The following is a 13646-nucleotide window of genomic DNA, read 5'->3' on the forward strand; positions in this document are numbered from 1 at the left end:
GCAGTTTTTACGCAGTACGCGTCACGAGTAGGCTATGCAGAGCAATACACTTCGTCCCCGGCAACGTATGTTCGTGCTATCGATGGAACCGGGTCTGGGTCAACGATAATAACATCAGCCCTTGCCCCACACTCCAATCGGCCACGGTCGTACAGGCCGGCAGCGGCAGCTGGTGCAGTAGAGACACGCAACACCCGGTCTTTGAGGGGCTCACCGTTGTCGATGAAAACAGAGCTAAGCAGTGATTGTGGACGAAAGTCGCTACAGAGAATGTCGACAAAACCGTCTCTAATTGCCTGGGACGCGTCGGGCCCGTCCCACAGACTCCCACCGCGAACCACATTCGGCGCACCCATCGCAACGGCCAAGTTTAGCTCGGTTGCACGCCGCGCAACTCGGTGGGAGAGTGGATATTCACTTATATCTACCCCGATAGCAGCGGCGTTGTCCACGCTCGAAACAGTTTCATCGTCGTGTGAGGCGACTGGGATATTTCTATTGCTCGCTAGCTCTGTAATCTCTCGTGCTCGCGAGGTTACTTCTGCTTCTGGGACATTGCGGCGTGTTTCGAGGGCCTGAAGGCTCGACTCTGAGACCCTATCTGGAAGATTATAGCGCTGTGTAAGTGCATTTTCGCCAGCGAACTGACCCGTTCCGGGAATGTGTGAGACAAGGGAAACGAGATCACCCCCTGATTGGATTTCTTGCGAGACGGCGTCGACAGCCGTTTCGTTGGTGAGTTCACAACGCATATGGAGTCTGTTGTCGACCCTGGCGCCGGTTTCGCAGTTGAAATCCCGGATATGCTCGGCCAAGTGGCGAGCTAATCCGATACTCCGGTTATCATCTGGGACGTCCTCGAACGCAATGGCATGATACTTTGTCGTAACTCCCGCGCTGGCATTGGCAATATCACATCGGTCCAGAGCGACAGTCGTGTTGACATGCTCACCAGCTCTCGGAAAAAGGTGCCGTTCGATATCATCACCGTGAAGATCAACCAATCCAGGTAGGACATACTTCCCCGTCGCATCAATATCCGGGGAGTCATGAGGCTCTGCTTCCACTGAGACTATTTTTCCATCAGAGAATACTACTGTCCCGTTCTCAATTTCGCTGGTCGGCGTAACAACAGTTCCGCCCGAGATCAATGTTCGATTTGCATTGTTTTTCATGCGATGTGGCTCCCTGTAAGGTTTACCAATGTGTTTACAATCGACTTCCCCAAAAGATGAATATGCGCTGACTACGGCTATGTTGCAGTCGGATATAGGGTACATATTTATATATGATTGACAGCCGTAGCTGTTGTGCTAAATGAAATAATGGGAGACGAGGCCGTCAATCGTCACTATCGTTGCTAAAGACGGACCCAAGACACCCCAACAATTCTCAGAGTTTGAATAGAGCCTCAACCCGGCGGAGTTGAACCTACATATTCATCAGGCAGTTTAGACAAATGTCAGATTACCCTAATTTCTAAGTCATGTTTATATAATACCTTCATAGAGTCGATGATTTGCGGGTAATTCTGGCGGATTCATGTCCATTAGGATACACCTACCAGCATAATGCCGTATTAACTGTTCGAACGAGCGCGTTTGAGCAGTACTTAGTTTCTATTTTTCCATAATGAGAGAAAGAGTATATAGCCCTAACTGAAGAAGAGAGCCTGTTGTAACAAGATTGCAGCATAGTAAGTGACTGACTCCGGCGACGTCACCCCACCAGTAGGTCGACGCGAAAACGACCGGACACCAGACGCCATCAAGACCCGGTAGATCGGAGTTATTGTGTATTTGATGGGGTTTCTACCACCGGCATGGTGTTTGCGTGTTCAGAAACCGAAGTTTTTAGCGCCAAGGTTTAAAACGTATTTGTATGAAAGACTGGATTGATACCTATAACGAGCGTGACTGGCAAACCACCACGGACGGAACGGTTCGATACGCACTGTTAGGACTTGGCTGGTGGACAATCGACCTAGCACTCCCCGCGGTTCAGGACTCTGATCTGGGTGAAGTTACGACGCTCGTGAGCAGTTCTTCGGAGAAAGCTAAACGTCTCGCCGACGAGAACGGTGTGGACCACGGGATTAGTTATGAAGAGTTCCACGACGGGGAGGCAGCCGACAGGTTTGATGCCATCTACATCGGGACACCGAACGCCTTGCATCTGGAATACGCCGAGACAGCCGCAGAGTTGGACAAAGCGATCCTGTGCGAGAAGCCGATGGAGTCAACAGTTGAACGGGCTCAGAAAATGGTTGAGGTCTGTGCGGACGCCGCTGTGCCGTTGATGATTGCCTACCGGATGCAAACTGACCCCGCTGTGAGGCGTGCGAAAGAACTCATCGAAGACGGATTCATCGGTGAGCCAGTATCCGTATACGGAAACAATAGTCAGCCGCTGCTTGAGATGAATCCGGACACGGACCAGTGGCGGCTCGATTCGGAACTCTCAGGCTATGGTACTTCAGTGATGGACTTAGGGATTTACTCGATCAACACGACTCGGTTTCTGCTCGACCGGGAACCACTGGCAGTGCAGTCACAGATGGATTCTTATAGCGAGGCCTTCGACGATGTGCCCGATGAACGCTCCGGGGCGTTGCTTGCGCTGGAAGACGGTATCAAAATGGTCACGACTGATAGCCAGAACGCCCACAGTGATACGCAACTGAAAATAACTGGGACGGACGGACAGATCGAACTCCGCCCAGCGTTCCATGGGAAGGCGAAACTACACCTGTCTCAAAACGAGACGACAGTAACTGTCGAACACGAGGGCTTTGATGCGGAGGACGAAATGCGGGAGGAGTTCGACTACTTCGCTGACCGCGTTCTGACTGGCACTGACATCGACCCAGACGGCCGCCACGGCCTTCAGGATATGCGAATCATCCGGGCAATTCACGAAGCCGCGGAGAGTGGCGATGTCGTCAAGCTGTAACTGACCCGTTCGGATTTATCCGATTCCATCGCAGCACGTTGTCTTGGAATTTGGTCACATGACGCTCACGGCTGTCGTGTGATGCCAGTCAGAACTATCCGGAACTGGAGATCTGTTCTGGAAGTCATATTAGATGATAGTCGTGCGAAGGTTTAGGATGTACCGCACTAGGCACCACTTAAAATGGCTGTGCCTCAGAGCTGAAGCAGGGGGTGTAATAACAGCCGTACAGATGTTATTATTTGGCACCAGCGAACTCGACAGACTCTAAACGGCCGGTGGTATCAAAAGACCGTGTTTGGGATAACAACTATTTGATTGGATACCATGGATATGGTATCCAGGTTAAATTTAAATGCCATTTATTATCCAAAAGGGGTCAGCCACAATGTAGAACCACATAGGCGTAGAAGTGCCGTTTCACACTGCCAATATTGACTTCAGAGATAAGATAGGGCATCCCATATTACAATCATACTTTTAATATCTAAATTTTTCACAAGCATATTCATAGTTGTTATATTTAACCAATTATGGGTTTATAGTAGTACATCTACAATCAAATAGTTCAAATAGATGGCATTCACAGGCAATTCCGAAGAATCTAGCAGAGAACAGAGTTGGTCGATATTCACGACGGTGATAGGATGGTCAGTAGCTCGTCCTGCAAGCGGGCTCCAGTATGCCTACACGATAGCCATCTGGTTGATCCGAAAGTCATATACGTTATATTAGGCCAACCTAAAACATGGAAGAGACAGACGATGCAGGTAGTCTCACCAGACGAGACTACCTCTCCGGCGGTGGTCTGCTGCTCGGTACGTCAATCGTAGCCGGCTGCTCCAGTAACGGTGGCGAACCGCTCAGTACAGCAACATCGAGTAGCAAGGAAACGGGCACATCAACCCCGTCAGATGGCAGCTCCTACGTTGCCTCGCTTTCCCCTGTCGGAGAGGTCAAGTTCGACTCTGTACCGGAGAGCGTCTTCACGATGTACAACCAGTATGCAGATATGTTAGTCGCACTCAACCACGGTGATGCGGTCAATTCGATGTTCGTTCCAGATATGGCTGGGCCATCGATGAACCACTACTACGAACGACTCTCTGGAGTCTCTTTTGAGTGGGAGAGCCTTCCGAACCCCTACGACAATTTCAGCAAGGAGTTCTTCTACAGCCTCGGTAGCGACGTTCACTTCCTCGACCCCGCATGGGCGATTACCCAGGAGAACTGGGATATGAGCGATATCGAGGAAATTGTCGACAATGTCGGCCCCTTTTTCGGGAATTTCTACAGCGGAACACACGGTGACCCGCAAGAACCCTACAGTGAGAACTACCAATATTACACGCTTTGGGAGCTGTTCGGTCGTGTCGCCACCGTGTTTCAGGAGCGGAAGCGTTACGAACAACTCAGAGCCGTTCACGGAGAACTCATCGAGACTATCCAGACGAAGCTTCCACCCGAAGAAGATCGACCGACCGTAGTTCGGGTTACACTTGGCGACGGCCAATTCTGGACGTACCACCTGAACAGACCGGGGTTCTGGCTCGCCGACACGCGTCCGCTCGCAGCCAATGACGCCTTCGGGGACGAAACGTGGGACGGTCTCTGGGGTTCGGTTGGCTATGAAACGATGCTGGACGCGGACCCTGACGTAATCCTCCACCTCTGGGGGATGACACCGCGCTACGACATGGACGATGTCCGTGAGAGGCTCGCGTCACACAGCGTTGGAAAAGAACTCGCGGCGGTCAAAGACGACCACGTGTACGCACATGGAATGCGATACCACGGCCCGATCATGAATCTCTTCCAGATCGAAATGACCGCGAAACAGCTCTACCCGGATATCTTTGGCGAGTGGCCGGCCTACGAGAACGGAGACCACTATCCAGAGATTCCATCGGATGAACAGCTTTTCAGCCGCGATCGGGTTGCTGAGATCATTACGGACGGGTAATCAGTCGAGACGGTTCCCGGATCGTATAGCCGTTATGGCGTACTCCAGTCGTACCGCATGACGAGGTCGTCTTCGTCGATCTCACTGGCGAGTTTGTCCACGAGGTCGTCCCGTTCGAGGTCGGTAAACTGTTCCAGTTCGTACGGCTTGACCGTCACGGGCGAGGACTCGCCTTCGGCGAGGCGCTCTTGCAGCTTGGCGACGCCGTAGATGAGTGCCTCGGGGCGGGGCGGACAGCCCGGGACGTGAATGTCAACTGGAATGACTTGCTCTGCACCTTTGATAACGTTGTATCCTCCCTGAAACGGCCCACCGGAAATGGTACACGACCCCATCGAGACGACAAACTTCGGCTCGGGCATCTGGTCGTACACTCGCTTCATCCGCGGCGCGAACTTCGAAACGATGGTCCCCGGGACGATAATCAGATCTGCCTGTCGCGGTGATGCTCGAGGGACTCCGGCAGCAAAGCGGTCGAGGTCGTGTTTCGTAGCGAGAGTGCCCATCATCTCGATGGTGCAACAGGCGATGCCGAACTGCAGCACGAACATCGAGGACCCCCGGACCCAGTTCATGAACGCGTCGAATTTCGTGAGAATGAACGGGGACGAACCAAGCACCTCCCGAAGTGTGGAATTAAATCGATTATCCGTGTTTCTGTCACAGCATATCCGCTTATCAGACTGTGCGTCGTCCACATTTCGCCGATCGCTGCTCATGAACAGCTACGGATAGATAGTGGGGGCGGATACGAAAACTGTCGTACACACTAGTGTCTTTATATAGATTCCGTCACCAGAGCTCGTCCGTGAGATATCTCCGCTTAGAGATCCAGTATGCACCGGAGTATCAGCGCCCGATGCACCGCTTTATGACCGAAAGCGATGCAATCAAGCGCGAATGGCTCGTTACGTGGAAAGTCGGGGTCGAGGACGGGATCGCCTATACGTTGTTTTATATTGTCGGCGATCGCGAACCCTACGAATCGGCGCTTTCTGCGGTCGAAACCATGGAAAGCTACGATATTACACCCGTTCGGGACGAGGCGTTCTACGCGTTCGTCTGTGGCCGAGAGACTGAACAATCACGACAGTTCTACACGGCGTTCGAACAGCCGACGCTAATGGTGGTCCCACCGGTTGCCTACCGACCGCACGGAGTCGTGTTGTTCGATGTCGTCGGCGAACCCGCCACTCTCGAACAGGTCCGGGATGCACTTCCCGACGGAATCACGGTAAACGTTCGGAAGATAGGCGAATACGATGCCAGCCCTGGAACATTCGCCATCGGCCTCACTTCACGTCAGCGCGAAGCACTCGCCGCAGGACGGGAAGTCGGTTATTACGACGTTCCACGAAATGGAAGTGTTGAGGACGTTGCCGAGGAACTCGGTTGTGCCCCCAGTACTGCATCAAATCATCTCAGAAAAGCGGAGGCACGGCTTGTTGAACGCGTGTTTAGATGATAGCTACCGTAGAAAGTATCGATGCACCACCACTGGGTTTGAACTATTCGAATGGGAGGGAACAGCAGAACCCCACGGGTAGATGGTTGGTTATCACGATAGCTGGCAACTGAGTTGTCGCTGAACTGTATGGAAGTAGTATTCAGTGACTGTTGTGAGTACAGTAACTGCCACAGCGGGTGGTCAGGAGCGCTTCGATGACTAACGTGATCAGTGCGGTCCAAACAGTGAATTCTGGACCAAATACAGAATCCGAACCGTTGAGCGGATAGTATGAGACAGAGGACACCACAGTGTCTGCAGTAACACTTCTGCAAAGGTCCTCTAACACCATATTACTGCGGACATTATGGCGTCTGACGAAGGAACCTAGGGCATAATTCCTGGATAGACACCACGATGTCCGCTGTTCTACTGAGAAGGTTGAGAAATCATGAGTCGATTACTGCGGACATCGTGGTGTTATTTCGCCCAGGCCACACCACGATGTCCGCCGTTCTGATGGGATGGACACGAGAACAGCGGACACGACGGTGTGTTCTTGAATAGTAGAAGTACTATAAATTACTTATAGAGAGCCTGAGGACCGTAAATCGGGTTAGTAGTGAGAGAGAACACTCCCACCCCACTTTGTCCGCTGTTCTTCGAGAGAGGGGGCAGGGGGGCAGGAAACAGCAATATGTGATCCGGAGAGTAGTCAATTTAGAACAGTCTGGATGCTATCTGGACTGTATCTAGATGAAATCTCTAGGGAATCTATAGAGGATCTATATAATTTAGATCTTACCTAGGTTCTACCTAAACCCTACTAGGCTAGATACAGCGCTAGATATTGCTATAGTGCCTTTCTCTACAGCTACTAAATTGCACTACGGTCTAGCTCTCAGCAGACTATTATAAACTTTTCCCTAGTGAATAGTTTCTCTGTGTCACCCCCACCTACCGTTTTCTAGTTACTGCGGACATAGTGGGGTGGGAGGGTCCCACCATTCTTTTATAAGCAATAGAACAGCGGACACTCCGGACACTGCGGACAGGGGTGGTTTTATGTATGTTCCTTCCAATACATCAGGCAACGACTATGGGGATGTTCGAACGCGACACCGAGATCTACTTGGACCGGGATGCCCTTCGGGAGGACTATCAACCTGAGAACCTTGTCGGGCGTGACACTGAACTGAATCGGTATCGAGCGGCTCTCCAACCCGTAATCAACGGTGAACAGCCCAACAACATCTTCTTGTACGGTAAAACGGGGGTCGGGAAGACTGCTGGTACGCGGTATCTGATTGATCATCTCGAAGAGGACGCAGCGAAATACGAGGATATCGATCTCACGGTGAAAATGCTAAACTGTGATGGCCTCTCCAGTAGTTATCAGATCGCTACCCGACTCGTCAACGAATTCAGGGACGAAACGAGCCAGATCAGTACGACAGGGTACCCTCGTGCAACGGTGTATGATATGCTGTGGACCGAACTCGACTCTTGTGGTGGGACTATCTACATCGTGCTCGACGAAGTCGACCACATCGAAGACGACAGTATTCTCTATCAACTCCCGCGTGCGCGAGCGAACGACAATCTGAGTTCTGCGAAGATCGGCATCATCGGTATCTCGAATGATTTCTCTTTTCGCGACGACCTCTCCCGAAAGTCAAGAGCTCACTCTGTGAAGAGGAGATCCAGTTCCCAGCATACGACGCAAAGGAGCTGATCCAGATCCTGCAACAGCGCGCTGACGTAGCGTTTCACGACGGCGTCCTTGAAGACGGCGTCATCGAACTGTGCGCTGCGTACGGAGCGAAAGACGCCGGTGACGCGCGGCAGTCACTCGACTTGCTCATGAAAACGGGCGACCTGGCCCGCGACAAGGATACGGATACGATTTCGGAAGACCTTGTCAGGGAGGCCCGCGACGTTTTGGAACGAGGCCGGATTCAGGAAGGTATTTCGGGACTGACCCAACACGGTCATCTGGTCGTGTACGCAATGGTTACGCTCGACCAGGAAGGGAAGACGCCGGCTCGGACACGGGATATCAGACCTCGATACACGAATTTTGCCGAAAAGGCAGGAATCGATCCGCTTGTCCCACGCCGGATGCGCGATCACCTCGGCGAGCTGTCGATGTTAGGTATCATCTCGGCAATCGAACGGAACGAGGGACGACGTGGGGGAACCTATCGCGAGTATTCTCTCGAGATGGACCCGGAGATGATTCTTGCAGCGCTTGAGAAGACTGTCGACGATGTTGGAATCCACAAATCCGTCACTAACCTCGTTGATAGCGAAGCGACGCTTTCGGACTTCCAGTCCACTTAGGAACAGCGGACATGGTGGTGTCGAAACCGATTGATACGTAGCGGATTTCAGGAGAGAGAACAGCGGACATGGTGGTGTTGCCGCCGGTGATTGGAGGCTTCCATCTTTACTTCAATGACGTGCAGAACTACGGACACGGTGGTGTCTGATAGTACTGGCTCTACCTTTGATGCTATAATAACTACCGTGGAATCTACCGGTATTTCTTCTGAGAATTAAATCTGTATAATACGTTTGCAGCTAACTCTCTTTCAGGAGAGCCATACTGGATACTAGTTTTCCGCGTCAAACGATTGCTTGTTCGAAAACCAGAGACTATCTCGTCCATCACTGGGAACGAATCTCTCAACTAACCTATCTCGTAAAGCCCCTCCCGGCATAGCCTAATCGGACCGATTATTGTAGACTGTCGTAGTCTGGACCGTCCGGTGGTACGAAGTCTGCGATTCATGTGGTGAACATTTTGAGATATATCGGCGGTGGAGCGCGTATGCAAGGTGGTTGCAAACTCAGGCGAGATATTCTGTACCCCCGCGATTAGTTCGTTCTTGCACGGCTGCTGTCAGTGTCCGACAGCTGGATCACACCGTCAGCGCGAACTGTTACGATAATGTTGCGGTATCGAAAGGTGATGCTCTGGCTCGCTGATCCGATTGACTGGTCTGGCTGTGTCCCGAATAGTAGTGTCTCTACGGCATCGACATCGATGTAGTCGTGCAACGGCGCCTCACGGTGTGTTTCTGCATCCGCCTGTTCGGTAACGGCCTGAACAATGACCGTAGCAAGCTCCTGATCGCTGGTTGGATCGTACTGAACTTCAGTTAGAATACCGCTCGCTGCCGCAAATAGTCTCTCATTCCCATCAGCCTCGTCGCTCTGGCTGTCGTCAATCATTCACCTAGTAAACAACTGGAACGCACATATAATATATGTATGAATATTCGGGCATAATAACTACTACCTTCAAACTAATCTTGAACAAGCTAGTAGCTATCTCGATAAGCTATACGATATAGCTATACCATACTGCATTGGCCAGTCTATATACATACGACGAATTCATTCGCGATCAGAGTGAGATGTATATGATAATAATTGTCATGAGGTACTCGGTAGTATCTGTCCGTTGAGGGTATCCGCCTCCATGCACCAACTACCCAGACGGCAGTTACTCGGAGCCATGTGTTCGGCATTGACCGTACTCGCCGGTTGCAGCAGCGATCAAAATAATGGGTCAGACGAAACAGAGAGTGGCGGCGGAGCCGAACCGTCGTCTGAACCCGGTGAGACATCCGGCACAGATACATCGACGGTCAGCGGAGCCGACGACAGATCGACACAATTCGGTCAGGTTACACGGTTCCCCGAGTCGTATGCGATGACAGCCACAGTGCAGTCCGAAGGACGGACCGTGGAGATGTCTGGCCGTTTCTACCGGGGAGATATGTACTGGTCATTCGACCAGCAGGGACAACAGATGGAGATGTATCACATTGGGAACAGTACATATACCGTTGCTGGAGGGCAGTGTTTCCAGGGAACGATGCAACAGGGTATGGACCGTGACGAGGTTGATCCGGGTCGCTTCTCCGATCAACCGGAGGAAAACCCAGACATCACGCCGGTCGGTCGTGATACCATCGACGGTGAAGAGGTGCTGGTGTATGAAATCTCTCAGGGAGGCTCTCAGGACCCGGTTACATACTACATCCTCGCGGACTCCGGATACCCGCGACGTATTGAAGCTGAGTCAATGCGGTGGGACTTCCACTCCTGGGGTTCAGTCGAGCCGATCCAGAGACCCGAAGGAGACTGCCAGACGATGCCCGGTGGCGGCATGACTGCTGACGGGGGCAATTAATCGCTCAGCTAGACATGACTTGGTGGGCTACTCGGAGAGTAAACAGTTCTCGACATACCGTCGAAATTCGGCTCTCACGTCGTCGATTGTGTCCTCGTCGCTGGTAATCCGTTCCGCCTGAATCCCGACTAAAACTGTGTGGAACAGTGCGGCTGTCTGCGATGGGTCCTCGACAGCAAATGCGCCGGCGTCAACGCCCGCTTGGATGACACGGGCGATCTGTTTTCGAATAAAGTCATCACTCCTGCGAAAGAGACGGTTGTAATCGTTGTCGTGCGCTGCCTGCGCTCGCAGTTCAATCACAGCCTGTGAAAACTCGATATCACTGTTGTTGCTTGTCCCAAATATTTCGTCGACGATGACGTCAATGTACGCTTCAGGTGACTGATTGGGAAGCGGCACCTGGTTTTCGACCTGCTCAAGCATGTAATCAAGAAGATCTACCAACAACTCGTCTTTATTATCGTAATGGTGATATATAAGCGATTGACTCTTCCCGAACTCATCACCTATCTTGGAAATAGTTAGATCCGCGTAGCCGTGCTGACGCAGTGCATAGAAGGTTGCCTCGAGGATCTCCTCGCGAGTTCCCTCCGGGTTCTGGAAAAAGGATATTTCGTTAGTCATCTTTACATCGACCGTTCCCTGCTTGAGCGGTACGGTTCAAATCACTCACGGTTTTACCGTTCCCTCATTGTTGGCCACGTGGCTAATCTGGGGTCTCGTTTTCATCACTGGATTGAGTAAGGGCAGCTGTTGGTAGATAGCTATACAGTTGACTATACATTCAATAAACTTAAGCGTATTGTTGGCTCCTGTATCACGGGGTGAATTGGACTGCATTCTAGTTCTTTGTATTCACACACCCATCCTAGTGTATCGCACGTATCCGCACATTTGATGCTCTCTCCGCCCCTTCTAACGCAAACACTCTGAGGTGACAAAAATCAAACAGCGCGGGTTTTGACCGATTGGTTGTCCTATCTGATTTCAGGAGATACGAAAGCACTATATGTGATTGAACGTTTAGTCAACTACAGGAACATGACGACTGGTAACCGAAGAATTTCGAAGCCGTTTATGACTACCAACGAACTGCGGATTGAATGGAAGTCTTACTAATATGGCACCGAAAGCACAGAAGCTGCTACTCTTGGCCGTCGTTGGCATTGTCGTAACTAGCGGAACGGCAACCGCTGCGGTCGTTGGGAGCCCCGATATCGTTGCAACGCTCGAAGACGACACCGTCACCCCTGGTGAGCAAAAGACAATAGAAATTTCGCTGGTCAACACTGGCGATCTTGACAGTGGTTCCACCCAGAACCCGGCGTTAAACAGTGAGGTAACCACGGCAAAGGGACTCACTGTGTCACTTGGCTCCGGTGACGCGCCGATATCGGTCAAGGACTCGAAGCGAAGTCTTGGCACGCTCCAGGCCGGACCGAAGGTGACAGTCCCGTTTGAAATCAGCGTGGATGACGACGCCTCCTCTGGAACGTACGACGCACAACTGCGACTAAACTACAAGCATACAAGTTACATCTCCGAAGGAACGGGCGCACGGGACGAAGACACGGAGACCCGAACTATTGACATCGAAATTGATGTCACCGATGACGCCACATTCAATGTGACTGATGTTGCGTCGAGTGCCCGCGTTGACTCTACGGGCACGGTAGCGGTTACCGTCGAAAATACTGGAGACAGCTCCGCACGGGACGCTGCGGTAACGCTGGAATCCCGGAATCAGGACCTCGCAGTAAGTGGCGGCGATGCAACTTCACGGTTTGTTGATGAGTGGGAACCGGGCGAAGTCCGGACGTTCAACTATCGTGTGAGTTCCGCTGAAGCCGCCGAGCCGGAGTCGTACGGGTTTGAGCTGTCGGTCGCATTTGACAACGAGGACGGCCTCCGAACGCAATCAGCGGGACAATCCATCGCAATTGAACCTGATCCGGAACAGCGGTTCGCGGTCGTCAATTCAAGCAGCTCTGTCGCCGTCAGCAACACGGGAACGTACGAGGTTCAGCTCCGCAACACGGGCCCGTTGACTGTTGATGACGCATCTGTTACGTTTGCTTCACAGAACGCCGATATAACGTTCGGCAAGAGTTCCTCGACAACAGCATATGTGGGCAACTGGGAACCCGGTGACGTTCGGACCGTCCGAGTCGATGCAACAGCCAGCCCCGATGCCGAGGACCGAAGCTACGCGCTATCGGCCAACGTCCAGTATGATGACCACGAGGGCGACACCAGCACCTATGACGATGTACAGTTGAGCCTCACTCCGGCCCCTGAACAGAACTTTGGCGTGTCAAATATTGACGCATCGCTCCAGGCCGGTGAAGACGGCTCACTGAGTGCAACTATCACAAACACCGGAACGCGTGATGTGGAGAACGTTGTCATCGCTTGGGAAAGCCAGCAGTCGACGCTGTCTCCGAAAGAGACGCAGTACGCTGTCGGAAATCTCGATGCAGGCGAATCAGCCAACTTCAGCTTTGGTGTTGACGTGTCCAACAGTGCAGAGGCAGGCGCTCGGCAGTTTGATTTCGGCGTGAGCTATCGCGACGATAACGGTGACAGGGTTGACGCAGACACACTTGAGGTTCGTTCAACAGTCGATGGCAGTCAGGACGAATTCGACATCGAAGTGCAGAATTCAACGCTCGGTGTGGGACAAGACCGGTCGATTACGTTTACGATAACGAATACGAAAGACAAGACGCTGACCAGCATTGAGGGGAAGGCGTTCGTCAATGATCCGCTCAGCAGCAGTGACGATGAAACGTTTATCGCTGAGCTGGAACCTGGAGAGTCAGAAACGGTTTCGGTCCAGCTCTCAGCGGGCAGCAATGCGCTGGACAAGACGTATCCGCTCAATCTTGACTTCCAGTATGAGACGCCTGATGGTGACAAACGGGTTTCAGACACCTACAGTCTCCCAATAGAAGTCACGGACCAGTCCGGAAGCGGCGGGACGCCACTGTGGCTTATCGGTGGTGTTGGACTTCTCGCAGTCGTTGGCGGCGTGGTCTGGTACAGCCGACAGTAACTCTCCGAGGCTAACGTATATG

9 protein-coding genes and 1 pseudogene are annotated in these 13646 nt (G+C 52.2%); 6 read left to right on the forward strand and 4 right to left on the reverse strand.

Annotation, left to right across the window (positions count from 1 at the left end):
• Positions 1 to 32: 32 nt before the first annotated feature.
• The gene (locus AV059_RS21345; RefSeq protein ID WP_079990696.1) at positions 33 to 1175 is read right to left on the reverse strand and encodes an alpha-D-ribose 1-methylphosphonate 5-triphosphate diphosphatase; all 1143 of its coding nucleotides are present in this window, start codon (positions 1173 to 1175) and stop codon (positions 33 to 35) included.
• Between the two features lie 706 nt (positions 1176 to 1881).
• On the opposite strand from AV059_RS21345, the gene gfo6 reads away from it, so the two are divergent.
• The gene (gfo6, locus tag AV059_RS01515; RefSeq protein ID WP_058991681.1) at positions 1882 to 2952 is read left to right on the forward strand and encodes a D-xylose 1-dehydrogenase Gfo6; all 1071 of its coding nucleotides are present in this window, start codon (positions 1882 to 1884) and stop codon (positions 2950 to 2952) included.
• Positions 2953 to 3700: 748 nt separating this feature from the next.
• Positions 3701 to 4915, forward strand: coding sequence for an ABC transporter substrate-binding protein (locus tag AV059_RS01520; RefSeq protein WP_058991683.1), 1215 nt, complete (start codon positions 3701 to 3703; stop codon positions 4913 to 4915).
• A gap of 32 nt (positions 4916 to 4947) precedes the next feature.
• Here AV059_RS01520 and AV059_RS01525 read toward each other — a convergent pair whose 3' ends face one another.
• Positions 4948 to 5634 carry an NADH-quinone oxidoreductase subunit B gene (locus AV059_RS01525; RefSeq protein ID WP_058991685.1) on the reverse strand — a complete coding sequence of 229 codons (687 nt, stop codon included), beginning with the start codon at positions 5632 to 5634 and terminating at the stop codon, positions 4948 to 4950.
• A gap of 152 nt (positions 5635 to 5786) precedes the next feature.
• Here AV059_RS01525 and AV059_RS01530 point away from each other — a divergent pair, with 152 nt between their 5' ends.
• Together AV059_RS01530 and AV059_RS01535 are read left to right on the forward strand one after the other, a co-directional pair.
• Complete coding sequence (locus AV059_RS01530; protein WP_058992112.1) at positions 5787 to 6380, forward strand: helix-turn-helix domain-containing protein; 594 nt, start codon at positions 5787 to 5789, stop codon at positions 6378 to 6380.
• A 1081-nt stretch (positions 6381 to 7461) separates the two neighbouring features.
• Positions 7462 to 8705: pseudogene (locus tag AV059_RS01535) on the forward strand (Cdc6/Cdc18 family protein).
• A gap of 537 nt (positions 8706 to 9242) precedes the next feature.
• Here AV059_RS01535 and AV059_RS01540 read toward each other — a convergent pair.
• A complete protein-coding gene (locus AV059_RS01540) occupies positions 9243 to 9599 on the reverse strand; it encodes a HalOD1 output domain-containing protein (protein WP_058991687.1) in 357 nt (118 codons plus the stop codon).
• Positions 9600 to 10149: 550 nt separating this feature from the next.
• On the opposite strand from AV059_RS01540, the gene AV059_RS01545 reads away from it, so the two are divergent.
• Complete coding sequence (locus AV059_RS01545; protein ID WP_228841691.1) at positions 10150 to 10566, forward strand: hypothetical protein; 417 nt, start codon at positions 10150 to 10152, stop codon at positions 10564 to 10566.
• Positions 10567 to 10593: 27 nt separating this feature from the next.
• Here AV059_RS01545 and AV059_RS01550 read toward each other — a convergent pair whose 3' ends face one another.
• Positions 10594 to 11193 (reverse strand): TetR/AcrR family transcriptional regulator, encoded by a 600-nt coding sequence (locus AV059_RS01550; RefSeq protein WP_058991689.1) that lies wholly within the window; start codon positions 11191 to 11193, stop codon positions 10594 to 10596.
• Positions 11194 to 11689: 496 nt separating this feature from the next.
• Here AV059_RS01550 and AV059_RS01555 point away from each other — a divergent pair, with 496 nt between their 5' ends.
• A complete protein-coding gene (locus AV059_RS01555) occupies positions 11690 to 13624 on the forward strand; it encodes a COG1361 S-layer family protein (RefSeq protein ID WP_058991691.1) in 1935 nt (644 codons plus the stop codon).
• The last annotated feature ends 22 nt before the right edge of the window (positions 13625 to 13646 follow it).

Source organism: Haloarcula sp. CBA1127, from assembly GCF_001485575.1.
GTDB lineage: Archaea > Halobacteriota > Halobacteria > Halobacteriales > Haloarculaceae > Haloarcula.

Bases quoted from the DNA above. Each gene is read 5' to 3' on its own strand.
- AV059_RS01555 (WP_058991691.1), top strand. From the start codon at position 11,690: ATGGCACCGAAAGCACAGAAGCTGCTACTCTTGGCCGTCGTTGGCATT.
- AV059_RS01550 (WP_058991689.1), bottom strand. From the start codon at position 11,193: ATGACTAACGAAATATCCTTTTTCCAGAACCCGGAGGGAACTCGCGAG.
- AV059_RS01545 (WP_228841691.1), top strand. From the start codon at position 10,150: ATGTACTGGTCATTCGACCAGCAGGGACAACAGATGGAGATGTATCAC.
- AV059_RS01540 (WP_058991687.1), bottom strand. From the start codon at position 9,599: ATGATTGACGACAGCCAGAGCGACGAGGCTGATGGGAATGAGAGACTA.
- AV059_RS01530 (WP_058992112.1), top strand. From the start codon at position 5,787: ATGACCGAAAGCGATGCAATCAAGCGCGAATGGCTCGTTACGTGGAAA.
- AV059_RS01525 (WP_058991685.1), bottom strand. From the start codon at position 5,634: ATGAGCAGCGATCGGCGAAATGTGGACGACGCACAGTCTGATAAGCGG.
- AV059_RS21345 (WP_079990696.1), bottom strand. From the start codon at position 1,175: ATGAAAAACAATGCAAATCGAACATTGATCTCGGGCGGAACTGTTGTT.
- gfo6 (WP_058991681.1), top strand. From the start codon at position 1,882: ATGAAAGACTGGATTGATACCTATAACGAGCGTGACTGGCAAACCACC.
- AV059_RS01520 (WP_058991683.1), top strand. From the start codon at position 3,701: ATGGAAGAGACAGACGATGCAGGTAGTCTCACCAGACGAGACTACCTC.